The 23,763-nt window shown below is 47.3% G+C and carries 19 protein-coding genes and 3 tRNA genes; 12 read left to right on the top strand and 10 right to left on the bottom strand.

Annotated elements, in window-relative coordinates; translation table 11 throughout:
* Positions 1-318 precede the first annotated feature (318 nt).
* Together ACJJI0_RS05310 and ACJJI0_RS05305 are read right to left on the bottom strand one after the other, a co-directional pair.
* Entirely contained in the window at positions 319-981 is a 663-nt protein-coding gene (locus tag ACJJI0_RS05310; RefSeq protein WP_444884990.1) for a DNA-processing protein DprA, read from the bottom strand.
* Complete coding sequence (locus ACJJI0_RS05305; protein WP_444884989.1) at positions 981-1,496, bottom strand: ComF family protein; 516 nt, start codon at positions 1,494-1,496, stop codon at positions 981-983. Before ACJJI0_RS05305 ends, ACJJI0_RS05310 begins: the two co-directional genes overlap by 1 nt.
* A 196-nt stretch (positions 1,497-1,692) precedes the next feature.
* Here ACJJI0_RS05305 and ACJJI0_RS05300 point away from each other — a divergent pair, with 196 nt between their 5' ends.
* From ACJJI0_RS05300 to ACJJI0_RS05290, 3 genes are all read left to right on the top strand, one after another.
* Positions 1,693-2,142, top strand: a complete 450-nt coding sequence (locus ACJJI0_RS05300) for a hypothetical protein (protein WP_444884988.1) — start codon at positions 1,693-1,695, stop codon at positions 2,140-2,142.
* A gap of 258 nt (positions 2,143-2,400) precedes the next feature.
* On the top strand, positions 2,401-2,979 hold the full coding sequence (locus ACJJI0_RS05295; RefSeq protein WP_444884987.1) for a DUF2971 domain-containing protein: 579 nt from the start codon (positions 2,401-2,403) through the stop codon (positions 2,977-2,979).
* Between the two features lie 300 nt (positions 2,980-3,279).
* Positions 3,280-4,014, top strand: coding sequence for an SOS response-associated peptidase family protein (locus ACJJI0_RS05290; protein ID WP_444884986.1), 735 nt, complete (start codon positions 3,280-3,282; stop codon positions 4,012-4,014).
* Between the two features lie 339 nt (positions 4,015-4,353).
* Here the strand turns inward: ACJJI0_RS05290 and ACJJI0_RS05285 are convergent.
* From ACJJI0_RS05285 to ACJJI0_RS05260, 6 genes are all read right to left on the bottom strand, one after another.
* Positions 4,354-4,440: transfer RNA gene (locus ACJJI0_RS05285), tRNA-Leu, on the bottom strand.
* A 94-nt stretch (positions 4,441-4,534) separates the two neighbouring features.
* Positions 4,535-4,608, bottom strand: a tRNA-Cys gene (locus ACJJI0_RS05280).
* A 423-nt stretch (positions 4,609-5,031) separates the two neighbouring features.
* Entirely contained in the window at positions 5,032-6,204 is a 1,173-nt protein-coding gene (locus ACJJI0_RS05275; RefSeq protein ID WP_444884985.1) for a hypothetical protein, read from the bottom strand.
* A 507-nt stretch (positions 6,205-6,711) separates the two neighbouring features.
* Positions 6,712-8,616, bottom strand: a complete 1,905-nt coding sequence (locus ACJJI0_RS05270) for a S8 family serine peptidase (RefSeq protein WP_444884984.1) — start codon at positions 8,614-8,616, stop codon at positions 6,712-6,714.
* An 86-nt stretch (positions 8,617-8,702) separates the two neighbouring features.
* Complete coding sequence (locus ACJJI0_RS05265) at positions 8,703-8,936, bottom strand: hypothetical protein (protein ID WP_444884983.1); 234 nt, start codon at positions 8,934-8,936, stop codon at positions 8,703-8,705.
* A gap of 93 nt (positions 8,937-9,029) precedes the next feature.
* On the bottom strand, positions 9,030-9,851 hold the full coding sequence (locus ACJJI0_RS05260) for a hypothetical protein (protein WP_444884982.1): 822 nt from the start codon (positions 9,849-9,851) through the stop codon (positions 9,030-9,032).
* A gap of 803 nt (positions 9,852-10,654) precedes the next feature.
* Between ACJJI0_RS05260 and ACJJI0_RS05255 the strand changes: the two genes are divergently transcribed.
* Both ACJJI0_RS05255 and ACJJI0_RS05250 read left to right on the top strand, forming a co-directional pair.
* Positions 10,655-10,795: a hypothetical protein gene (locus ACJJI0_RS05255; protein WP_444884981.1), complete on the top strand. Its 141-nt coding sequence runs from the start codon at positions 10,655-10,657 to the stop codon at positions 10,793-10,795.
* Between the two features lie 239 nt (positions 10,796-11,034).
* Positions 11,035-11,111: transfer RNA gene (locus ACJJI0_RS05250), tRNA-Pro, on the top strand.
* Positions 11,112-11,607: 496 nt separating this feature from the next.
* Here the strand turns inward: ACJJI0_RS05250 and ACJJI0_RS05245 are convergent.
* Complete coding sequence (locus tag ACJJI0_RS05245; RefSeq protein WP_252085833.1) at positions 11,608-12,456, bottom strand: acyl-CoA thioesterase; 849 nt, start codon at positions 12,454-12,456, stop codon at positions 11,608-11,610.
* Between the two features lie 385 nt (positions 12,457-12,841).
* Between ACJJI0_RS05245 and ACJJI0_RS05240 the strand changes: the two genes are divergently transcribed.
* The 4 genes from ACJJI0_RS05240 to ACJJI0_RS05225 all read left to right on the top strand — a co-directional run bounded on the left by ACJJI0_RS05240 (position 12,842) and on the right by ACJJI0_RS05225 (position 19,024).
* Complete coding sequence (locus ACJJI0_RS05240) at positions 12,842-13,519, top strand: TetR/AcrR family transcriptional regulator (protein ID WP_252085834.1); 678 nt, start codon at positions 12,842-12,844, stop codon at positions 13,517-13,519.
* On the top strand, positions 13,512-14,075 hold the full coding sequence (locus tag ACJJI0_RS05235) for a DUF1285 domain-containing protein (protein WP_444884980.1): 564 nt from the start codon (positions 13,512-13,514) through the stop codon (positions 14,073-14,075). Before ACJJI0_RS05240 ends, ACJJI0_RS05235 begins: the two co-directional genes overlap by 8 nt.
* A gap of 448 nt (positions 14,076-14,523) precedes the next feature.
* Positions 14,524-16,173, top strand: a complete 1,650-nt coding sequence (locus ACJJI0_RS05230) for a beta-helix domain-containing protein (RefSeq protein ID WP_444884979.1) — start codon at positions 14,524-14,526, stop codon at positions 16,171-16,173.
* A gap of 121 nt (positions 16,174-16,294) precedes the next feature.
* On the top strand, positions 16,295-19,024 hold the full coding sequence (locus ACJJI0_RS05225; protein ID WP_444884978.1) for a TonB-dependent receptor domain-containing protein: 2,730 nt from the start codon (positions 16,295-16,297) through the stop codon (positions 19,022-19,024).
* A 130-nt stretch (positions 19,025-19,154) separates the two neighbouring features.
* Here the strand turns inward: ACJJI0_RS05225 and ACJJI0_RS05220 are convergent, their stop codons facing one another.
* On the bottom strand, positions 19,155-20,792 hold the full coding sequence (locus tag ACJJI0_RS05220; protein WP_444884977.1) for an electron transfer flavoprotein-ubiquinone oxidoreductase: 1,638 nt from the start codon (positions 20,790-20,792) through the stop codon (positions 19,155-19,157).
* Positions 20,793-21,145: 353 nt separating this feature from the next.
* Between ACJJI0_RS05220 and ACJJI0_RS05215 the strand changes: the two genes are divergently transcribed.
* From ACJJI0_RS05215 to ACJJI0_RS05205, 3 genes are all read left to right on the top strand, one after another.
* Positions 21,146-21,895, top strand: a complete 750-nt coding sequence (locus ACJJI0_RS05215) for an electron transfer flavoprotein subunit beta/FixA family protein (protein ID WP_252085838.1) — start codon at positions 21,146-21,148, stop codon at positions 21,893-21,895.
* The gene (locus tag ACJJI0_RS05210; protein WP_444884976.1) at positions 21,895-22,824 is read left to right on the top strand and encodes an electron transfer flavoprotein subunit alpha/FixB family protein; all 930 of its coding nucleotides are present in this window, start codon (positions 21,895-21,897) and stop codon (positions 22,822-22,824) included. The genes ACJJI0_RS05215 and ACJJI0_RS05210 overlap by 1 nt, the downstream gene beginning before the upstream one ends.
* Before the next feature lie 221 nt (positions 22,825-23,045).
* Positions 23,046-23,738, top strand: coding sequence for a type II secretion system protein N (locus tag ACJJI0_RS05205; RefSeq protein ID WP_444884975.1), 693 nt, complete (start codon positions 23,046-23,048; stop codon positions 23,736-23,738).
* Positions 23,739-23,763 lie beyond the last annotated feature (25 nt).

Raw genomic sequence — 23,763 nt, 5'->3', positions numbered from 1 at the left:
CTCATTGATTTATATAGAGCAAAATTGAGTAAAAACAGGTAGTTTTCTTAGACAGCGATTTCCCGGAAAGCTAGCAACCACGGGGGCTGGAGGTTGTTTTATAAACTACTGCTGCAGTATGTTGGTGTCTCAATAGGGCATCTCTAATTTATGATTGGTTTCGGCCGCACCAGATTAAGGGCGATATGCGCCCAGGTGAGCTGGAGCTACTGTATGAACCAGTCCATAGATGTTCAGGGTGGTAGTGGAGAAATACGGGCTGAAGTTCTAGTAGGAAGAGTTAGCTCAGCTACCAGTACTTTTAGGAAAGCAGGGCAATTACAGCTCTAGGAGATCGTAGTCAGCCTTAGTTCTTAGGGGTGTTGCCTTTCCTTCATTGATGAGCTTCATTGGGCCCTGGCAGTTTAGACCTAGAGAATTCTCAGGGTTGTGAGGGGCAATGGCAAAGAGTCGGTGGCGGGCTTGCAGGCAGAAGTCTACATGCTTCATAGTCCCGCTCGATGCCGCAGACTCTACTATGACAGAGGATTGAGACAGGCCAACTTGAATCCTGTTTCTTGCTACAAAGAAGTGCCTTTGGGGAGATACACCTTCAGGGTGCTCGGATACCCATAGGCCACCAGCCTCAAGTATTCTCATCGCCAACTTATAGTTTGCCCGAGGGTTTGCAGTGTGCAGGCCATGAGCAAGAACTGCGATGGTGTCTCCCCCAGCTGCCAGTGCGCCCTCATGGGCTGCGGCATCAATCCCCAGGGCTAGCCCGCTAATGACAACATTACCCTTAGAAGTGACGTAACCCGCGATTCTTCGAGCAATCTCTAGGCCGTTTGGAGAAGCGTCTCGAGATCCAACAATCGCAACGCCTGGCCGACTTAGTAGGCTGACATTACCTCGGGCATACAGTGTTGCCGGCGGATTGGGTGCATCTTCCAGGCCGACTGGATACTCTGGATTGCCGCGTTGAATCTCAACTATTTCCATTATGAAACCGTTTTGCAGAGAGCTAGTGTTAAAACTACATTCGCACCAGCTTGTTGGAGTAGCTTTTCAGCCACTTGCAATGAATTTCCGGTGGTAGTCACATCATCTAATAATACCACCTTTTCACCTGACACTATCGAATCGGCGGCTACTAAGGACTTCTGGTGGACACTTGGTGCACGATTCCCACCTTTATGAAGAGAGGGGATGCTAGATATTCTTTGAAGCAGGTTTCCACTGTTTCTAATTTCTGGAAACCTCCCTTTTAGAAGCCTAATCATTGATCCAAAGCCTTTGTGAGCTTTGGCAGCGGTTGAGGATGGTACTGTTGCAATACTGAACCCGGTGCCAGCCGGTAAAGTCGTTTTCAGTTTAGCTTCTACATGGTCAGTGAAGAAGGTTATAGCTTTAAGATCACCATTTTTGAAGTTAAGTAATTGTACGCTCGCCCCAATATGCTTAGGGTTATTACCCCCGCGATATGGATGGTACTCAAAAAGATATTCTACTGGCATGCCAAAATCCTTGTAATGCTTTACTTCCCAGTTAAATTTAATCGCAAATATACAGAGATTCTTTTGCCCATAAAAATTGGATTTAATTCGAGTATTATTCCTGTGCCCACTGCTTGGATTTTTGGAGAGTTGTTAATTTATAAGCCTGTAATATGATTGAATTCTAAGTTGTCAATGGAGTTGGCGGGTTATTGCAATGCAAAAAAAGATAATACCGAAAAGTATTTACGCAGAGGTTCTGATTTTTGTTGTTCTTCTAGTGTGTGGTGCACTTGTTGTTATGACGGAACCTGATGTTAGTTACTCAAGTCGAACTATAAGAAATTTTAATGTTGTAGGGCTTTGGTGTCAGTTGTTCGGAGTAATTATATTATCCTTTGAGTTTCTGAGAGGGCCATTGGCTTTAGAGCAGAAGGGTGATTACGTGAGGCAGTGTGCGAAGCGCAAAGAAGATTTCAAAAAAATTATATCCCTCAAGGATAATCAAGAAAAGGTACGGAAAATTGATTTACATATGAGGCAGGGGTTTCAGTTGGAGCATGTATATTTTTCGGTGATAAATTTCAATGTCACGGTAAAAATAATGTATTGGCTCGGACTGTTTTTTGTCTGCCTTGGGTATGTGTTGCAGTTGGCCGTCACTTAGTTTTGGGTGTTGGGTTTGTAATTTTAGTTTGGTAAGGCCTATATGCTTTATAAATATTTGTCTACAAGTTCTCTATCTTTTGAGTCGATACTTAATGATAGAAAGGTTTTCTTTTCGCCTCCATCTCTCTTTAATGATCCGTTCGAGTTTAGGCCTAATTATGTACAGCCTTGTAAGTCGGAGATCAAATCTCATTTAATCAATATTGGGGCAAAAAAGAACCAGTTAACATCATTAACCAAAATGCTAAGGAAAAAATTGAAAGATGATGTGGGGATTGTACTCGAGTCAACGGATGGGATGGCAAAAAAGACAGGCGTTTTCTGTGTAACCCCACATTTTGACAATCTACTAATGTGGTCACACTATGGTGATTCTCATCGTGGAGTATGCATAGGGTTCGATATTTCTCTCCCTAATGATTCGGTTTTCGGTGCAGGATACCCAGTAGAATACAGGAAGTCCTACCCAGTTATTTCCATGTTGGAAGTTGAAAAGATGATGCATGCTTATAGTTTCAATCGTAAGATTCTTCCTGAATTTGACGACATTATAACTCGTAGGTGCTATGTAAAAGCGATTGAATGGTCATATGAAAATGAAGTTAGGTTTTGCAATACCAATCCAAAAATTGATCCGGGCCTTGTTGATTTTCCGGCAGGTAGGTTAAAGGAGGTCATACTTGGTGCAAACGTAAGTGATGAATCACGAAATAGGGTGATTAAATATATCGAGAAAAATTTCCCGCATGCCATTTTAAAGCAGGCGCAGTTATCACCAGATATGTATAAGCTAGACTTTCTTGTTATGAGAGAGAAAGCTGAACTTAATCTTTAAGTGTTTTTGAGCTTAACTAGATACTCCTCTTGTAGTCTAAATATGACTCCTTAATTAAAGGAGCGTCTCTAAGTTTATTCCCCCATGTTTAGAATAAGAAGATGGTTTAAAGACCCTAAAATAAGGTGCTAGCTTGTGAGTTGCTTATATTTCATCTATCTAGAGAGGTAAGCGCTCGATTCATGTAGGGAAGAGTCAGTCCGGATATTGGTTCCGTTGGTGGTTAAGAATTTTTAGGGTTTTCTTGGGTTAATATTAAAAAGTTTACCAAGTCTCATTCATATTATGTGGAGGGATTCCATGTGCTACTCCTTTGCTGTTCCCGGCGATAAATTACTTGCCGAACTACCAATTGTTTTCCAGAGTGATAGCTTGTCTTGGGACCAGTTACGCTTAGATCAAGAGTGGGAGAAGTCCTCTAGTAAGGAAGAGATTAAACATGTACTGGGCTTGAAGGGACAGCCCCGTGTGAGTCAATTCCGGCTGGTAGGGCCTGGCCAGCGAGTATACCCTCGTTACTTCGCTCCAGGTATCGTGTGCGATGAGGGCAAGAATTGGCTGCGCCCTTTACGCTATTCGATCCGCCCATCAAATTCAGCTTGGGACTTATCAACCAAATACAGCCTTTATAACGCCCGCCTGGATAGATTACTGGAGGCAAAGACTTGGCGACCTCTGATAGGTCATCGTCATGGCATCCTACCATTCACCAGCTTCTTCGAATGGGTAGAACGTAAGGGTAAGAAAATCCAAATACAGTTCATACCAGAAGGAAGGAGCTTGATGTGGGCGCCAATTCTATGGGATTTTTGGATGTCTCCGGGTAAAGAGGTTGGCTACTTCTCATGCACCTTGATTACCGATGACCCAGCTCCTGAAGTTAAAGCAGCTGGACATGACCGCAGTCCAATTTTCCTTGATGCTGATTTCATGGAAGCTTGGCTTGATGCGGAGTCAAACAGCGCAGAGGGGTGGCAGGAATTTCTGAAGGGGCATCGTGAGACAGTAGCTTATCGCCACTCTTTAGCTGCATGAGTAATGAAAGCTTACTGCTCAACCATTTCCCTTGGTTGTCGACAAGCTACATTCGCAATTTGTATATTTGTACATGGTTTTGACGGATTGCCTCGATTTAAGATCTAAACGTTCTCAGGAGGATGCAAGAATAGCTTCGAGAAACATTGAGGTGAGCGAATAAGAACAGATTAAGAATAAAGGCTGAAGCTCTCGCCAGAGGGGGAGGGGCGATGCGGTAAAAACCTACACTTGAAATTAATTAAATCTGAATTTTATTCAGGAGAAAATAATAAATTTAGAGTTGTGCACCAAGAATGCACCAAAAGGGTTCTAACTTATTGATTCTGAAGGGTTGTGTGGTGCCCGGGGCCGGACTTGAACCGGCACGGCCGTGAAGCCGGGAGATTTTAAGTCTCCTGTGTCTACCAATTCCACCACCCGGGCAGCTCCTTTGCGAGGCGGGAGTTTAGCACTTTTGCTCTTCCCTGGATCCTCACGTTCAATGCAGTTCACAGGATTCTGCAATGAAAAGGAAAAATGGAGGCTAGGGTCGGAATCGAACCGGCGTACACGGAGTTGCAGTCCGCTGCATGACCACTCTGCCACCTAGCCTTTGTTCCACATCGTGTGTGGATGAGAACGCTGCGAATTCTATCTGATAAATCTGAAAAATCCTAGCGTTTTCTTATACTTACGTGCCCTTGGCTGCGTAAGTGGGCGCTATTCTATGGACTATTAGAGATTAGTCAAGCGTTGTTTTCAACAAATTGTAAAACTTGAGGAAAAAAGTCTGGAAAGTTCACGGATGACCTTATGGCAATAGACTTAATAACTTTTAGTACGGTTGCCAATGAAGCTATTTCCATTTGTTCTTAATTTATTGGAAGGGTTGCTGGCAATCCATTGAGGGTGTTCGATACTGTCTTTATCTGGCTAACATGTCTCCCCCCAAACGTGTTATGCAATGCCGGTAGGGCACACCAGGATGGTATTTGCCCGTAGTGTAGCAAGGATGAAATCCTCCAAGTTTCACTCCTAATGGTCTTGGCCCTGACGCTCTCCCCCCCCGTCGTCAGGGCTTTTTTTTATCTGTTGTTTGATGTCCTTAGAATTTTTCTCGGTGAGGTTTTCTAAGGCCAGTGCTTTTACGGGTCTACCAGCTGCTTGTTCTGACAGCTTTCGAAAGCGTTCCAAAGTCACTTCGCCACGGGTACTCGCGAGTGCTTTCGCAACCTCATCAATACTGGCTTTACCGTCGCTTGCTTCACGAATCTCTTTATCGAGTTCTAGCATAACTCCCGCTGCCCGCGCTGTAACTGGCCCTGAGGAGCGTTTCACCAATAGGGTGGGGGCCTTTTTTCCCCAATTAATCAGTTTATCCATTGCCTCTTGGTAGCGGTCATCACTGATGCCACCAGTTCTTCTTAAAATTTCAAGGGAGTAAAATTCTGCAAGGCCCTCCACAATCCAGTCACTCTGGTCATCTCCATGGATACCTGTTCCAACATGTACTAACTCGTGAATCATGCTACTGGTGCGGTTTCCACTGATCAAAGGCCGATCGGCATGCATAAATAATGAGCGCGTCCCGGATAATCCCCCTCGCCACATAGGGTCATCAGCGGTAACGATCAATAAATGGTCTGGAAATAGAGGGAAGATTTTTTTAAGTTCTGGCAGGTTCCAATTGAGAAATGCAAGAATGTCCTGTCGACGGATGTTTTGCCCCTTAGGGCCGGAAATTCTGGTATCTGTGTTGGCAATCAAATCCTGGCGGCTGCCGATCTTACCAACAATCATCCATCCCTTTGGTCTGACAAAACGTCGCTTTTTGTCGGATATTTGATAGAGATTTTCTTCGATTTGAGGGTAGGGCAGAGCGGAAGACCAACCTTCTGGCATCTCTAACTTCAGGTGGGTATCCGTGGCCCGTCCTCGGCTGGTAGCAGAAATTGGCGGAATTAATTTATCGCTGCGTAGAATTGCCCAGTCTTTGGTAATGCGTGAATCATAACCACCGTTTTTCCTTTGGTTATTGATAACAAAACTATATCGGAGTTTTGCCTCGTTGCCGGCGGTGTGCCATATAGCCTTTCCTTCCTTTTCTTCCAAAGGCTGCTCGCTCTTCAGGTCCTTATAACGGCCTGAAGCCAGGTTCAGGGTTAGCTTACTGGGTACGTCTTCACCGCTCAGAGCTACCTCAACCAAGGCCCTCTTACTCTCAGGGTCGATTTTTGCCGTGTATAAGAGCTCATATGCCCTAGAAACCGGTGAAAGGATAAGAACAATCAAAGACAAAGAGAGAAGTTGTTTACGCATCATTATCTGGCAGAAAATCCAACAAGTTCCAATTTGGACAATGAGCAAGCCTACAGGTGCCGACATGTCGCCATCAAGCAAATGAGTCACGGCACCTGGGTTTAATCATTCGTTCCGGTGCGTCTAGTTAGTGCATGTAGAAGCAGCTTTTACTATCAAGTCAGATTAAAGAATACACTTATAAAGGCGTTATCAATGTAAATGGTATATCTAAGCACAACCCAATATGTCACTAGAGGTTGTGTTATGTAGAAAAGCGCCGCCGAAAAATGTTGATAGGGGAAAGGGTGGTTGATTTTTATTCAAGCTGTGTATAGGGAAAATGGTCCATGCGCAAGCATTGAGGAATGACGTAGATACAGAGGCCACAGGTTCCCGTGGCCTCTGTGGATGTCTCTACCAATAACGAATGGAGCGTGGATCCATAAAGGGCATTCCATAGGCAAAGGCGAAGCCGTCTGGGAAAGTACCCATCACTGGTTGTTGGGGGGGCATTCCGCTAACCTCTGCCCCGTAATAGGCCGGGACAAACTGATGGCCGGACCAGTTTGCTCCAGCCCCCGCATACCCTTGCATTGGCGGCACGCTATATCCGGTATAAGGAGAAGCGGGTGGGCTTGTGGGCTGGGCGGCAGATACACCAACACCTTCGGTTTTTGCCATTTCTTTGGCTGACTCGAATAGAGAATCAATACCAAATAGCCTGGGAACACCGGCTCCTACTCTATCTGCCCCAAGATTCATTGGTGATGTTAGTGTTCGGATCAGTTGGAAGAGGCCGGTTGTACGCGAAATATCACGCTGTCTGAAAGTGGTTTTAAATAATGGGTGGTGGGCGAGTAGCAGGGCAGCAAGACCAGTGATATGAGGTGCTGCCATGGACGTGCCTGACTGTACATCAAATCCTTTATCTGGCACCGATGACACAATACCCACTCCCGGAGCCGCTACTGATACCTCTGGTCCATGGCAACTAAAGGTGGGTAAGAAAACACCATCTGCAGTAACGGTTGATGGAATAACGGTTTGAGCATCCCAGGAGTCTCTTGGAAATTCATTGAGCATTCCTATTGCCCCTACAGCCATAACATTGGGGGATCTTGCAGGATACTGAACAGGGCCGCCAGAATTGCCAGCGGCAACAACGCAGGCGATACCATGTTGCACGGCATCTTCAATTTGCTGCTCAACGGCTTCTGATGAATCTGTGCTCCCCAGGCTCATATTGATCACATCAATACCTATTTCAATGCAGTGAGCGATTGCATCAATCAGGCTACTAAATTGGCCGCCAGGGAAGACTTTAAATACATAAATTTCGGCTTCTGGTGCAAAGCCACGTATAGCATCAGTCCCAGAGGGTTGACCGGCAATGATACCTGCGCAATGGGTTCCATGTCCGACAATGTCTTCTGCCCAGCTTTTGCTGTCGTAATTATTGGTGACATCAATGCCATTTTTTAGATGCGAGAGTATTGGATGTTGGTTATCGGCCCCCGAGTCAATGATGGCGATCTTAATACCTTTACCGGTATATTCATCGGGAAGTTGATCTAAGCCCATGTACTTTTGCCCCCAGCCATAGGGAGCGTTATTTGGAAAGCTGGGGATTGCCTCGCTTAGTGAGTGCAATTTGACCAGGTTTACTCCTGTCAGAGAAAGTGAGGGACAACGAATATATTTATTCCAGAAATCTTTAGAGGGGCGGATAAGAAGGGATTTGATCTGGGCACCGCCACTCTGGGCGAAAATATTGATTGCCACCTCCCCTTTGTTGTTGGTTACGCCCTCTTGTGGGAAGCCCGCACTTTCTACAATTACTTGAGCATCCCGAATCGGTTCACCCTTTGAGCCGACCACTCGGAGCCGGACTTGTTGGGCCTTAGCATGATATTCACGTAAGAGACCGGGTTGCTGGGCAAAAATTGCAGTAAAGCTTGGTGCAAAATTAGCTTGCCCATAAGAAAGTAATGAATCCAGTTCAACCGCAATATTGGGAGGGGCCGTTTGGTAGAGAGTAGCGGCAGCATCAACATCCATACGCACTTTGTAGATGTTTGTTGCTTCATCTGCAGTTGAAAGTGTTTTTAGCTTTCTACCTGGCCTAATTTCGCGAAGCACTTCACAACCGGGCTGCCTGGCAATAGTTGAAATTATATTGTGCATTGAGCCAGCGTTTAATAGCTGGACTCCCATAGACTTGGCCACTTGGCTCCGGCGGGGAGAAATAAGTAACTCGACCTTCTCTGCAACCTCGACCGAAGGTTCTCCTGCGGCCTTTTCTTGTCGGGATTCAGTCATGTTTGTGTTCCTTCGCTTTCAGTGCGGTGCTGACTTTTAGCGTGTACTTAACGTCCGAAAGTAATGAATCGAGAGGGTATTCAATATTAGCCGATTGGCTGAATAGGTCTGTCTGGATCTATGATCACTTTCCCGCCTAATTTCCTTCTTAAGTTTTCAACTGCATCTGGTGTAGCTCGTAGTGTGACATTGCTTTTGCGCAAGACGACTTCTTTCACATCTGGGCAATTTTTTGCCTCGCGTGCCAGCTCCTCCAATTCTATGGCGGTAGCTAATAACTTGCGGTTAGGGACAGCCACATACTGCTCAAATTTTTTCATTATTTTTCTCTGATAACGATCAACTTAAAGAATGCCGGGGCAAGTTATATAAAACTGGTGGCGGAAAATCCGCCACCAAGAATCAGTGTTTTATTAGTGTAAATAGGATTGCTGCTGTAGGGGTGAGTTAGGCTGCTGCATGGCCTGGAATGGGTATGCCTGGCCGATACCACTTAAATTTTGCAATCCTTGATATGGAGTCTGTGGTATTACCTGAAATGGCAATGTATGGCCGATACCCGTCATTGGGTTCATCATTTGAGCAGGGAGGGTCCCCAGCTGCTCTTGAATCTGGGGAACAGGGGTAAACTGATTTAAATAGGGCTGTGTCGTTAATTGTGGGACGAACTGAGGCATGGCCTGGAATGGCAGTAGCTGACCTAGTCGCGCAACATTGTTGAGAAGTTGGCCCTGTGGGCCACCAATGTAGTTGCCAATTACCGGAGCAGCGCGGTTTATCAGTTCTCCCAGGAAACCCTGGGGCGTATATTGTGGCGCAGCCTGGAAAGGCAGCAACTGACTGAGGTTATTCACAGCATTCACAAATTGGTTTTGGGGTGCCCCCAAATAGCCCCCAAATTGTTGCGCTGCCCGGTTGATTAATTCTCCAATATATCCCTGAGGAATGAATGGCTGGGTAAGTTGAGGCTGAATTTGTGGTAATGCTTGGAAGGGAAGCAATTGACCAAGACCGCCGAGGGAATTGATCAGCTGGCCTTGAGGTCCACCAACAATACCGCCAATTAATGGCGCCGCCCGATTCACCAAATCACCCAGGAAACCTTGGGGGCTCAGTTGTGGTACAGCATGATGAGGGAATATATTGGTGAATCCTGCGACTGTGCTGATTGGAGGAATAGCGTAGTTAAGTGGCTGTCCAAAAGTCCCTTGAGCGTATGCATATGGCTGGTACATGAACGTACTCCTTGAGTAGGCCTTTATCGATATAAAAATCTATCGTCCAGGTATTTCATGGTTTCTGGGTTGAGAGTATTGAGACTTGATAAAGCCCCATTAACAATTTGACCAGCTAGAAGTAAATCAGGTGCCAATAATAGGGGGAATGCTTTAAGTGTCGGGTATCCAGCTGGCTGAGCAGAGTATAGAGAAGCTTTCGCAGTGTGCTGGAAAAGTTTAAGAATTTTTTGTGGCTAAAATCGGTTGAATATAAAGGCGTGAAAAATGTTTGTACCTTTTTAAAAATGTAACGATTTTTAGCCGATAATTCACTCAATTTTCTATAAGATGCAGGCCGTGTTGATTCTAAACTTATAAATTGTATTGTTTGGAGGAGGCGATGTATTCATCCCCGCTCAAAAATTTCAGGGTGTGACTTCAAATAGACAATCTTATTTAAATTTCGCCTAAATAATATTCATAAAGCATTTCTTCTTTTCTGAGTTGTTTTATGTGTAAGCTAAAAATTCTTCTCTATGGAATCAATGCGGGGTAGGGCGGGGGCGGAGGGCTTTTTTATTCTGCATGTTTCACATGGATCTTTATCAATCTATTGGCTTCGCCGGGTTTAATAGCAATAGGTAGTGCTGAATGAAACTCTATGTGTGCTGTGAAAAATCTTGGTGCAGTTAAAAAGGCGTAATATCCAGGATCAAGGTAGAGGTCACCTGGTATCAGGCTACGAATAATGTGATGGCCACCCATTAACTTGGAAGGCACTTAAATAGCGGTTAAAAGAATGCACTTATAAAGCCGTTAACATGATGTTAGTTTCAAGCAAGTATCATGTATTTCTGGTAGCCAGTGTTGAGGTAAGTGGTATCTACGAAGCAGATGATGCCCTGCAATTGAAGGAGTCCATTGCTCACCAAGTGCACCGTATGCAGTATTTGCCGAAATGAAGGAGCGAAATCAGCAGGAGTACACTATTGATTGAAATATATCCAAAATAAGACTCCCGAATAGGCAAGCCGGTTATTTCAAAGGGGGAGATAACATAAAGCCAAAGATGTTCGTATAGCGGAGAGATAAAGCCTTCAAAAGCCATAAAGTAAGGTGGTTGAATGCAAAATGTACGAAGATGATATTTGCGTCGAAAATACTTGACCGATAAAAAGTGGGCGCGTAGTATTCGCGACCTCGGTGAGTAGCGCAGCCTGGTAGCGCACTTCGTTCGGGACGAAGGGGTCGGAGGTTCGAATCCTCTCTCACCGACCATTATTTAAAAAGCCCGCATGCTGCGGGCTTTTTTGTGTCTGTCAGCTTGCTTCTTTTCTCCTGAGTATTTCTAGCACCAACTTTCCACATGGTTCAAAAGCCTTATTAATAAACTCCGGTTATTGTGCTTGAGAATGGTCTGTACTTTTCCATTTTTTGCTCTTATGAGGCAGGGGTTAAGAGGGTGCCCCACATGTAGATGAAGGTATTTTCGCGAGCCCCTAAAGCGAAATGGCTCCATACTTCTCGCGCTTCAAAAATGCAGAGTGGCCTGTTGGGTATCCTAAGAAGAAAACTGCCAGCTTATGTCGGCGAGATCGCCAAATAGGTAGCGATTGTCTTTGTGGATTAGAAGGGACTATTCACCCGTGGAGATCCTGAAGCTATTTATTAGATTTTCAGGTAAAAAGGTTACGCCGCTCATTCCCGGCTGGGCTATCTCTACCGATACAATGAGTGGCGCTTTCTTGTCTGGCTTTCGTTATAACCTTTCGACTTAGCTTTTAATTTGTCGAATGAGGCCTTCTTGTGCGGTAGAGGCTACCAACACGCCATCGCGGGTATAGATCTGGCCGCGGGTAAATCCACGTGCACCACCGGCAGACGGGCTATCAGTGACGTACAAAAGCCATTGATCGAGACGGAAGTTGCGATGAAACCACATGGCATGGTCAACGCTGGCTGGCATCAGGTGTGGATCGAATAGGGAAATATCATGTGGCTGCAGAGAGGTGCCCAGTAGTCCCATATCAGAGGCATAGCAGAGTGCTGCTCGGTGCTCGATAGGGTCATCAGACATTTCGCCCTCTGCACGCAACCAGAACATACACTTGGCTTCTCGAGTTTCGGCACCAAAGTAGCTTTGTGGATCTACTGGGCGGAAGTCGATCATATAGCGGCGCTGGTCATACTGCGGGCTAACGAGGCCAGCCTCCAGAGCCAGTTCCTGAGTGTTTTTTAAGCTTTCTGGGTCAGGTATGTCCACAGCAGGCATGTCGGCCTGATGGTCGAAACCAGGCTCCTGGATCTGGAAAGAGGCCGACATGTTAAAGATCGCGCGGCCGCGCTGTTTGGCCACAACGCGGCGGGTGGTAAAGCTGCCCCCGTCACGTATTGGGTCCACCTCATAGATTACCGGTAGCTCGCTTGATCCAGGGCGTAAGAAATAGGCATGTAGGGAGTGTGGCAGGCGATCCTCGACGGTACGGGCGGCGGCCATCAGGGCTTGGCCAAGCACCTGGCCCCCAAAGAGTACTTTTCGATAATTTTCGACGTGATGGCGACTGCGAAAGAGGTGGCGATCCAGCTCTTCGACGTCGAGAAGTTTGCTCAGCTTTTCCAACATGGACGACTCTACCTGTTACCTATAAGTGATAGTCGGGTTTGCCTGGGCTGGCATTGGAGGTCTGCCCAGAAGAGCGATAATAACAGTAGATGACGTAAAGGCCATTATTAGTCATTAATTTTGCATCAAGTTTCATTGGTGGCTGATGGTTCACTTAGTTGGGCGCTTTGCGTTAGCAATGTGATGTCATTCATGGCGAAAATGATGGCTAACTTGGACCTTAAATGTCGTATTAGGACAAAATTTAGGCGGGCTGCTCTCTCTTTGGGCGTATTTTCTAGGCTAATTTCCCGATTCTCTTTTCCAAGCGACTCGAATTGCCTATCATTCATGAATGAATAGTCAATTTCAGTCCCCAACATTACGGGCAGAGAAGGTCGGAAGTATGGATAAGGCAAAAGAGAAGGTTCAGAGGTTTCGCGCGCGTGAGCAGCGCATCCTGGATGCGGCTCTGGAGCTTCTGCTGGAGCATGGTGAAGAGAAAGTCACGGTTGAGCAGATTGCTGAGCGTGTAGATATAGGCAAAGGCACCATCTACAAGCACTTTATCTCTAAAACAGAAATCTATATGCGGCTGCTGATGGACTATGAAAAGTCCCTGGCAGAGCGCCTGAAGATCGCAGTAGAGAATGCAGAGAAAGGCGACATTACCGCGCCCGCCCGTGCCTACTTTGAGTCCCGTATGGCTGATCCTGGTAAGGATCGCCTCTTTCAGCGCTTGGAAGAAAAGATTATCTCTCTCAATTTGGCGCCTGAGATGATCTCCGAATTACACGCTATCCGTAACTCCAACACCTCGGCTTTAAACCGAGTATTTGAGCGCAGGATAGAGCAGGGGATGCTGAAAAAAGTGCCTGCCTATTTCTATTACTCCACTTACTGGGCCCTAGTGCAGGGCGCAGTAGAGCTCTATCACTCCAAATCCTTTGCCGATGTGATCGAGGATCGTGAGGGATTGATGGAGTTTATTATGGATGTGGGTGTACACATTGGTGATACCTCACAGCGTAAACCCATGGAGAGCGGCCATTCTGGCGACACGGCGGGGTCCTCCTTTGGCTGAGCCACTTTTTCAGCAACTGCAAAAGTTGCAAAAGGAGTTCCACGGGCACCCACCGGTTGACCGGTGGGACCCGGATTTCTGTGGCGATATGGATATGGTGATCAAGAGTGATGGTCGCTGGATTCATGAAGGAACCGAAATCCGCCGCCAGCCACTGGTGAAGTTGTTTGCTAGCATTCTGAAGAGGGAAGGGGATGAGTACTTTCTGGTCACTCCTATCGAAAAGCTGCGAATACAGGTTGAGGATGTCCCCTTTGTAGCTACCCAAGTTGCGCGTAGCGCCTCAGAGGGTGAAGATCAGCGGCTATTATTCACTACGAGTGTGGGCGATGTTATCGAGCTGAATCAAGGTAGCAATTGGCAGCTTCAAGAATTCGGCACACCTGCGCAGCCAGTCCCCTACGTAGAAGCCCGAAATGGCCTAATGGCCAGGGTGTCCCGTGATGTCTTCTACCAGCTAGTAGATTGGGCAGAAGAGAGAAGGCTTGGCGAAAATGGCTCTGGGCAGCTGTTTATACGCAGTGCGGGTGGCGAATTTCTTTTGGGATCTTATTAGCAAGCGCCCTTTTCTAAACCTGGGGTTGTTTTCTATTCCCCAGGTTTATCCAACAATTTAGTTAAGCCCCTCTTGAAATCGCCTCTAGCGTAAGTTCTCCCTAGATTCATAACTTTCCATATTTTTTTGTAGTCTTGTGCAAATTGGCAAGATTTAATGGTTTTTATATTTCTTTCATTTTTCTGAAAGCGTATGTAAATCCAAGGGAAATAAAAAATACCATTAAATGTAAAGTTCAAGTCTCTAGTGCAAAAATTACTGAAAACATATAAAAAGTTAACAAATTCGCAACACGCCGTTTCTACACTCCCCTCCGTCCTACGTAAAAATTAACATAGTGTTCAGGCAGTCAATTATTTGATTTCAAGTTTTTATCTATAAGTAAAATCTGAGGTCAATATTCATAGGCTGCTCATATTTTGGATATTAATTCCTTTAGGGGGGGAGTATGAAGCGTATACAAAATCGAGTTGTCCTGGCTGCCGTAATTGCGGCTTTATTGGCGGGTTGTGATGGTAGTGGTGTCAGTGTTGAGCCTAAGACCGTAGATAATTCAGTAGATAACTCTGTTGATAATTCTGGAGGCGGTTCTTCAGAAAACCCCTGTGCAATTGTCGAAAGCTCTGGTGTGCAAGGTACCTATGAGAGTGGTAACTGCCGATATGGAACCGATTTTGTTTCTGCATCAAATCCTTTAACTGAAGATTTGTACCTCCCGGCGCTTTCAGAAGGTGGAGCCCATATTTTTGATGGTAGTCTTTTTGTTGGTGAAAATTTCTCTAGCGATGCCGACTTGCAGGCCGCTGGTATCACCAAGGGTGGAGATAGCGTAAAGCTGGAGATACAGGCTGGGACAACCGTTGCGTTCAAGGATAACTCGGCTTTTATGGTCGTGAATCGTGGCTCGCAAGTTTTTGCCCGTGGTACTGAATCCGCACCAATTACCTTCACTTCTGAAACTGATGTTCGCGGCACTGTGACTGCTGATGCAGTATCCCAGTGGGGTGGAATGGTTATCAATGGTTTTGGTGTTACCAATAAATGTAAATATAAAGGCTCTATTGGCAGCGGAGATTTGGTCTTGGATGGAGAGTGTCATGTTGCTGCCGAGGGGTCTACTGATGATAACACTTCATACTACGGCGGCGACAACAATGCGGACAACTCTGGTGAGCTTTCCTATGTCGTCGTAAAACATACTGGAGCCTTGGTCGCTAGTGGCGATGAGCTCAATGGTATCTCATTTGATGCGGTTGGAAATGGGACTGTGGTAAACAATTTGCAGGCTTATTCCACTTTTGATGATGGGATTGAGTTCTTTGGTGGTGCGGTAGATATTAATAATTATGTTGCTCTTTATGTGCGAGATGACTCAATCGATATTGACGAAGGTTACCGCGGAAGTATCACCAATGCCCTGGTGATTCAGAGTGAAAATGATGGCAACCACTGTATTGAGGCAGATGGAATCGGTTCTTATAAAGACACGATTGATTACACCGCACTGATTAATCAAGGGCTTAACAGTCGCCCTATGATTGATGGTCTGACTTGTATCGTTTCTGCTCAAAAAGAAGGTACGCATGATCCGGGTGCTGGGTGGCGCTTGCGTGAGGGTATTTACCCAATGATTACTAACTCAATAATCGTTGCCTCATTTAAAGCTGACGAAACGGCTGATGATGGTAGCAACTACTGTTTACGTATGGAGAGTGCTCAAACCCGTAACGAAGCGACCTCCGGAACAGAGCTAGCCCTGACCTCAAACATTTTCGCTTGTGAAGATCGCACTAAAACCGACGAAGCTTCATTCGATTTAGTGGCCTGGGCTGAAGATAACGGTAACCAGTTTGCCCCGATTTCTGGTGCGGTGAGCCCAACCATCGGTATTGATACCAATTTTATTTTGCTAGACGGAACCCCTGCAATTTATACGGTGGCTGCTGATCAACAGCGCATCAATGATGCCGTGCCTACTGTAACTGCGTTTGAACGCGCATACTTGGGTGCCCTCGATATAAATGGCACTGACTGGACTCAAGGTTGGACTTACGGCCTTCACCAGGGCAACCGTGCACAGCCTCTCTGGTTTGAATAATTAGCTTTAGGGATTGTTAGGAGTATTTCTCCTGAACCTGCAGGGCGCCGCCTTCGCTGATGGGGTTGGCGCCCTGTTTGGTTTTGATACCCCAAAATAGGAATGATAAGAGGCCCGTGTAATGGCTAAATATGAAAATTTCCAGAGACTGCCGTTGGTAATGGCTATTACCGCGGCCTCTGCTATGGCTCCTGGTGTATTTGCCCAGGATGCGGATCTGGTGGAAGAAAGCACTGGTAAAGCACGAGGGATTGAAGAAGTGGTAGTTCAGGGGCGTTTGCGGGACTCCGCGGAGGCCCTGGTCAGTGAGCGCCTGGAAGAAGAAGTGGTCACCGATATCCTTGGTACCGAGATGATCGGTCGGGTAGGGGATTCTACAGTGGCGGCTGCGTTGCGTAGGGTGTCGGGACTATCGCTCGTGAGTGATAAGTTCGTCTATGTGCGTGGATTGGGTGAGCGTTACTCAAGTACCACGCTAAATGGTGCGATAGTACCCTCACCGGACCTGACTCGAAATGTGATTCCTCTCGATTTATTCCCTACTTCCATAGTGGATTCCCTGGCTGTTCAGAAGAGTTACTCTGCTGATCAGGCTGCTAGCTTTGGCGGTGGCAATGTGGATATTCGCACAAAGGGAATTCCCGATGATCTGACTTATTCTGTAGAGTTCGGCACAGGAAGCAATACGGAAACCAGTGACGAGGTTCTGAGTTATCAGGGTGGAGATGATGACATCTTCGGAACTGATGATGGTACCAGGGCACTCCCAGGAGAAATATCCGCAGCGCTAAAACGTTTCAGGGGGGGCTTGGGTATCTCCGATATCAGAAAAGTTCTGGTTGAGGAGGGAAATCAGTATGCCAGTGAGCATGAAGCCGATGATGCAGCCCAAGCACTAAATCGTGAACTGGCCTTAAATCTCAATCGTGATATTTCTATCGAAATGGATTCCAGTGATCTGGATAGGGATATGAAAGCGAGTGTAGGCAACCGTTTTTCCTTCAATGATCTTTGGGAGTTGGGATTTCTGGCTGGAGCCTCTTATAAAAGTAAGTGGAGGGAGTCTGAGAGAACCCTGCGCAACTTTGGTGCCCCCAAAGAGCAATTGAATAATCGCAACAAGTCAACTTATTCAGTGGATATCAGTGGGAATTTAAATTTAGGTATACGCTTTGCTGATGAGCATGTGATTGAAACTACGAGTATATTCCTGCGCAATACTGATGATGAAACCTCTATTACGGATTACTTTAATGAGAACCGGCAGGTATCAGACGGTTCAGGCTATCGTGAGTATTTGTTGAAGTATGAAGAAAGAGAGCTAAACCTAAATCAGGTCAAGGGCAATCACTCTCTGGGGCCTGAGACCAAAACTCTTATGCCCATTGATCTCCTCAATTGGGTTCCGGAAGAGGTGGTTGTCGATTGGTTTTATTCGGATGCAACAGCGACCACAGATATACCCAATCAGGTCGACGTCATTTCCGATACAGTTACTGATCCTACGACGGGTGAAGTGCTTAACTCTAAGGTCAGTACGGGTTCTCGAAGTGCAGGTTTCCGATTTACAGAGCTTGAAGACGAAGTCAAAAATTACGGTTGGTCAGTCAACTTGCCTCTAGAATTTTCATTTTCAAGTTTGGAGTTGACGGGTGGCTTCGCGAGGATGGAGAAGGGGCGCTCATACAAGCAAACTGAACTGCGCCTAGATATCTTCAGTGTGGCTACTGAAGATGTACTCGTTGGCCCGCTGGGCGAGGTATTTGGTGATGAAAATATCACCAACAATGGAAATGACTACGTTTTCGACTTGGCGGGAAGTAACAAGCAAAGCTATTTAGCAGCTACGGCTACAGATGCAGTATTTGGTAAATTCGATTGGACATTATTTGAAACCTGGCGAATTTCGGCTGGGGCGCGCTGGGAGGATTACAGTCAAGTGGCACTTGAGTGGAATCCTTATGGCTACACCATAGATGACCCTCAAGTAATAACTGACCTGAAAGAACTGCTGGAAGCCGTATATTCTGAAGATGACATTTACCCATCTTTCTCACTGACTTATATGGGAGAGTTTTGGGCGGAGACTTTTCAGCTTCGTTTTGGAGTCTCAAAGACAGCTGTACGGCCGGATCTTCGTGAAATTACCGATGCGTATTATATCGATCCTATTACTGGAGAGCAGGTCAAAGGTAACCCCAGTGTTCGTCCCTCTGAAATCCATAATTATGATCTGCGTGCCGAATGGTTCTTCGATAGTGGGGACAACTTAACGGTTTCCGCTTTTTATAAGGATGTTATTGACCCCATAGAATTTTTTGAAGCGGCTTCCAGTGATACCAATGTAGCCAGGGAAATTATTAATGCCGAGTCTGGAGAAATTACCGGTATTGAAATCGAGGGCATGAAGCAGCTCGGCTTCCTGGGTGACTCTATGGAGAGTTTCTTTGTGCAGGGCAACGTCACTTTGCAGGAGACGGAATTGGTTGCGGGGGGTGAGGCTGATGCGCCTACGAATCCTGAGCGGGAAATGACGGGGGCTTCGGAGTTTGTCGTGAATATGCTTTTGGGCTTTGATAGTCCTGATGGCAACCATTCGGCAACATTGGGGTATAACGTATTTGGTGAGAGGTTGCATCTCGCCGGCCGTAAACTCGATCCAGACTCATATGAACAACCTTTTCATTCTTTGGATTTGACTTACTCCTGGTATCCCATCGAAGAAGTGACAATAAAAGCCAAGATGCAAAATTTGTTGGATGAGTCTATCGAGATTGAGCGTGATGGCGTCATCGTATTCGAAGAGAAGCTTGGCCAATTCTTTGCCTTAAGTGCTCAGTATAAATTCTGATTTTCTGCCTGCTAAATCCTGCTTCTGACTTCTGGGAGCAGGAGTTCATCTGGTTTTGCGTTCTTAGAAGAGCGCTGACTAATAACGCGGATACAAAAATGGCGCCCGAAGGCGCCAGAAAGCAAACTGCTTACATATTTGGGTAGTTGGGGCCGCCGCCACCTTCTGGAGTAACCCAGACAATATTCTGGGTTGGGTCTTTGATGTCACAGGTCTTACAGTGCACACAGTTCTGTGCATTTATCTGGAAACGTTTGCCGTTGGTATCTTCAACCACTTCATAAACGCCTGCAGGGCAGTAGCGTTGAGCAGGTTCATCATAGATTGGCAGATTGTGGTTCAGCGGAATCTCCGGATCCTTTAGGGTCAGGTGACAGGGCTGGTCTTCCTCGTGGTTGGTGTTAGAAATAAACACAGAGGAGAGCTTGTCAAAGCTGAGTACGCCATCGGGCTTGGGGTAATCAATTTTTGCGCAGTCCGCAGCCGGTTTCAGTTGTGCATGGTCAGCTTTGGTGTCGCGCAGGGTCCAGGGCAGCTTGCCTTTGAAGATATTGATATCGACAAATGCGTAAGCTGAACCGAGGATGTTGCCCCACTTGTGTTGTGCCGGGCCGAAGTTGCGCTGCATATGCAGCTCTTTCCAGGCCCAACTATCACGATACTTGGTGGTGTAGTCGGTCAGCTCTTCACTGTTGCGCTCTGCGGCAAGGGCTTCCACTACGGACTCAGCGGCGATCATGCCGGACTTCATCGCGGTATGATTGCCCTTGATCTTGGCGAAGTTCAGGGTGCCGGCGTTGTCGCCGATCAGCAGGCCGCCAGGGAAGGTCATCTTCGGCTGAGATTGCAGTCCACCTTTAACAATGGCACGTGCACCGTAAGCGACACGCTGACCACCGTCCAAGTATTGTTTGATTACCGGATGATGTTTGTAGCGCTGAAATTCGTCAAAGGGGCTTACGTGTGGATTGCTGTAAGCGAGATCGGTAATTAGGCCAACCACAACCTGGTTGTCTTCCAGGTGATAAAGGAAACCACCACCGTGGGTGCCGCTTTGCTCCAAAGGCCAGCCTGCTGTGTGAACTACCAGGCCTTGCTGGTGTTTGTCCGCAGGAACTTTCCAGATTTCCTTAACGCCAATGCCGTAATGTTGCGGATCGGCATCTGTATCCAGCTTGAAGCGCTCGATCAGTTGCTTGCCCAGATGGCCGCGACAGCCTTCGGCAAAAAGAGTGTACTTGGCGTGCAGCTCCATGCCTGGCATATAGGAGTCTTTCTGCTCACCATTTAAGCCAATGCCCATATCGCCGGTGGCAATACCTTTTACAGAGCCATCTTCGTTGTACAGAACTTCTGCAGCGGCGAAGCCGGGGAAAATCTCCACCCCCAGGTTCTCTGCCTGCTCGGCCAACCAGCGGCAAAGATTACCGAGGCTGATAATGTAGTTGCCCTCATTGTGCATGGTGCTTGGCACAAACATGTTGGGCACTTTGATGGAATTCTCATCGCTGCGCAGAACGTAGATATCGTCGCCCTTGACCTCTGTGTTCAGCGGGGCGCCGCGCTCTTTCCAGTCTGGGAATAGCTCATTCAGAGCAGTTGGCTCAAAAACTGCGCCGGAGAGAATGTGGGCGCCGACCTCGGAACCTTTCTCCACAACGCATACTGAGACATCTTCATTGAGCTGGCGAATACGGCAGGCCGCTGCCAATCCGGCCGGACCGGCACCCACGATCACTACATCGTATTCCATTGATTCGCGTTCCACGGCACTCTCCTCAGCAGTTGTATTCAACTTTTTGCGGCCATTCCGGCCTTATCATTTATATAGAGGGCGGATTATATAGGCGTTTATTCAACCCTACCAATTGCATGACTATTCATTTGCTATGGCAAATGTGCTGTATTTCAACAGGTTAGGGAAGCTGAATAGATGGTCTCTATTTCCTGAAATAGATTGCATGAATGGCAGAAGTCACTTCTATTTGGCTATTGATTTTGCGGTATAGAACCGCCACCATACACGCCGTTCAAACACCTGTTTGACCAGAACACCGTATCCGTTCGCGATGAGAATCGTCAGTCGCGGCTGTTAAAAAGCATATTTGAGACGGGATTTCCATGAAAGTTCTTGTAGCTGTGAAACGCGTTGTCGACTACAACGTCAAGGTTCGCCCCAAGGCGGACGGCACTGACGTTGATACTGCCAACGTCAAAATGTCTATCAACCCCTTCTGCGAAATTGCAGTAGAAGAGGCGGTTCGCTTGAAGGAAAAAGGCGTTGTTAGTGAGATAGTCGCCGTTTCCATGGGTCCCAAGCAGAGCCAGGAGCAAATTCGCACAGCACTGGCGCTGGGAGCCGACCGAGGCATTCTGGTTGAGACCGATGCCGAACTGCAGCCTCTGGCTGTGGCTAAGTGCCTGAAGGCGATTGTCGATAAAGAAGAGCCGCAAATGGTTATTCTCGGCAAGCAGTCTATCGATGGCGACAACAACCAAACTGGCCAGATGCTGGGCGCATTGACTGGTATGGGGCAGGGCACCTTTGCTTCCGAAGTGGTTGTAGAAGGCGACGCTGTGAAGGTAACCCGTGAAATCGATGGTGGCCTGCAGACTGTTGAGCTGAAGCTGCCGGCTATCGTGACTACCGACCTGCGTTTGAATGAGCCACGATATGCATCTTTGCCGAATATCATGAAGGCCAAGAAGAAGCCTCTCGATACTACTACTCCCGATGAGTTGGGTGTAGACATCGCTCCTCGCACTAAAACCCTGAAAGTCGAGCCACCAGCAGAGCGTCAGGCTGGCGTTAAAGTTGCCGACGTGGCGGAACTGGTAGAGAAACTGAAAAACGAGGCGAAGGTAATCTGATGAGCATCCTGGTTATTGCTGAACACGACAACGCCGAACTGAAGGGCGCTACGCTCAACACTATCGCCGCAGCTAAGGCTATCGGTGGCGACATCGCCGTCCTAGTCGCTGGCGCAGGCTGTTCTGCTGTTGCAGACGCCGCTGCTAAAGTTGATGGCGTAAGCAAAGTATTGCTGGCTGACAACGCTGCTTACGAGCACCAGTTGGCTGAAAACGTTGCCAAGCTGGTTGCCGATCTGGGTAAAGATTACGGCCATATCCTGGCGCCAGCCACTACCACCGGTAAAAACATGCTGCCGCGTGCCGCTGCGCTGCTGGATGTTCAACCGATCTCTGACATTATCTCTGTAGAGAGTGCCGATACTTTCAAGCGTCCAATCTACGCTGGCAACGTTATCGCGACCGTGCAGAGCTCTGACGCCATTAAGGTGATTTCCGTTCGTACTACTGCTTTCGACGCAGTGGCTGCAGAAGGTGGAAGTGCAGCTGTTGAGGCTGTAGATATTGCCGATGACGCCGGTGTTTCTTCTTTCGTAGGAGAAGAGCTTGCTAAATCCGACCGCCCTGAGCTTACCGCCGCTAGCGTGGTAGTTTCCGGTGGTCGCGGTATGCAGAATGGCGACAACTTCGAGATGCTGTACAAGTTGGCAGATAAGCTGGGTGCGGCGGTTGGCGCCTCACGCGCTGCAGTAGATGCTGGATTTGTGCCCAATGATATGCAAGTTGGCCAAACCGGTAAGATCGTTGCTCCAGACTTGTACATTGCCGTTGGTATTTCCGGCGCCATCCAACATTTGGCTGGTATGAAGGATTCCAAGGTTATTGTGGCTATCAACAAAGATGAGGAGGCTCCAATCTTCTCCGTTGCTGACTACGGCTTGGTGGCAGATTTGTTTGAAGCAGTCCCCGAGCTGGAAGCAAAGCTGTAATTCCTGATTAGTATACTGATCAGTACTGGAAAAGGCGGCGTATTGCCGCCTTTTCTCATTTTTGGCTTCTGGACTACGGAACTAGTGTGCAAATTCGGGGACGAAGTGTTGGTTTGCAACGTTTAACTGGGCAGGAGCGTTGCCTTTCGAAGGCGAAGGCAACAAAATAGGCGTCAAAAACCAATAACCTAAGAAAGTTGAACTTGTATGTGGGTATGTTCATGTCCCCATTAAAGCGAGCCATTGGCTCAGTCGGTAAAGGCTTTAGCCAGGGCGATTCACGCAGATCGCTCTCTCGTGGCACCATGGCGGCATCTGCGGTGGGGTTGCTGTGGGTATCTGGCAATCTACTCGCCTATGGCTCTTTACTGATTCCTGCAGAGCCGGAAGAGTCTCTGCTGGCCGAGCGCAATGATAGTCGTGTGAGTGCCCCCCAGGCAGCTTCAATACCGAACACTCCCTTCTTTGGTTATGCCGAAGCCAAGAAACAAGAAGCTGTTCCCGAAGTTGATCTCTCCAACCTCCCTATAACCCAGCTGAACATCGTCCTCTCTGGCGTTTTGGATAATTCGGACAAGAGTAAAGCCAGCGCCCTGGTTGCCGAAAAAGGCAAGCCTGCAAAGCGTTTGTATGTGGGGGATTCCCTTCCTGGTGGCGCAGAACTTTATTCTGTTGAGGTAGACCATGTAGTTCTTCGTCGTAATGGCAGGATGGAAAAGCTGACATATCCCGAGATGGATGGCCGCCCCAATGTCCCGCTGAAAAACTACTCAAGCCTGTCACGCAAATCTAGGCAAAGTAGTAGTGCGGGAAGTTCCTCAAGACGTGAGGCGAGCCAGGAAAGTATTCGAGAGCGGATGGAAAAGCTGCGTGAACTGGCCCGTGAGCGTCGTGCTCAGCGCCAGCCCCAATAAAAACTGTCTAACTAGATTGTTTTGA

This window comes from Microbulbifer mixtoriginis (SeqCode) (genome assembly GCF_052466695.1).
This window is presented reverse-complemented; position numbering and strand designations above follow the sequence as displayed.

Coding starts and splice junctions, on each gene's coding strand:
- ACJJI0_RS05310 (WP_444884990.1), bottom strand. CDS start 981: ATGGAAATAGTTGAGATTCAACGCGGCAATCCAGAGTATCCAGTCGGC.
- ACJJI0_RS05305 (WP_444884989.1), bottom strand. CDS start 1,496: ATGCCAGTAGAATATCTTTTTGAGTACCATCCATATCGCGGGGGTAAT.
- ACJJI0_RS05300 (WP_444884988.1), top strand. CDS start 1,693: ATGCAAAAAAAGATAATACCGAAAAGTATTTACGCAGAGGTTCTGATT.
- ACJJI0_RS05290 (WP_444884986.1), top strand. CDS start 3,280: ATGTGCTACTCCTTTGCTGTTCCCGGCGATAAATTACTTGCCGAACTA.
- ACJJI0_RS05270 (WP_444884984.1), bottom strand. CDS start 8,616: ATGACTGAATCCCGACAAGAAAAGGCCGCAGGAGAACCTTCGGTCGAG.
- ACJJI0_RS05265 (WP_444884983.1), bottom strand. CDS start 8,936: ATGAAAAAATTTGAGCAGTATGTGGCTGTCCCTAACCGCAAGTTATTA.
- ACJJI0_RS05260 (WP_444884982.1), bottom strand. CDS start 9,851: ATGTACCAGCCATATGCATACGCTCAAGGGACTTTTGGACAGCCACTT.
- ACJJI0_RS05255 (WP_444884981.1), top strand. CDS start 10,655: ATGATGTTAGTTTCAAGCAAGTATCATGTATTTCTGGTAGCCAGTGTT.
- ACJJI0_RS05245 (WP_252085833.1), bottom strand. CDS start 12,456: ATGTTGGAAAAGCTGAGCAAACTTCTCGACGTCGAAGAGCTGGATCGC.
- ACJJI0_RS05240 (WP_252085834.1), top strand. CDS start 12,842: ATGGATAAGGCAAAAGAGAAGGTTCAGAGGTTTCGCGCGCGTGAGCAG.
- ACJJI0_RS05230 (WP_444884979.1), top strand. CDS start 14,524: ATGAAGCGTATACAAAATCGAGTTGTCCTGGCTGCCGTAATTGCGGCT.
- ACJJI0_RS05225 (WP_444884978.1), top strand. CDS start 16,295: ATGGCTAAATATGAAAATTTCCAGAGACTGCCGTTGGTAATGGCTATT.
- ACJJI0_RS05215 (WP_252085838.1), top strand. CDS start 21,146: ATGAAAGTTCTTGTAGCTGTGAAACGCGTTGTCGACTACAACGTCAAG.
- ACJJI0_RS05210 (WP_444884976.1), top strand. CDS start 21,895: ATGAGCATCCTGGTTATTGCTGAACACGACAACGCCGAACTGAAGGGC.
- ACJJI0_RS05205 (WP_444884975.1), top strand. CDS start 23,046: ATGTCCCCATTAAAGCGAGCCATTGGCTCAGTCGGTAAAGGCTTTAGC.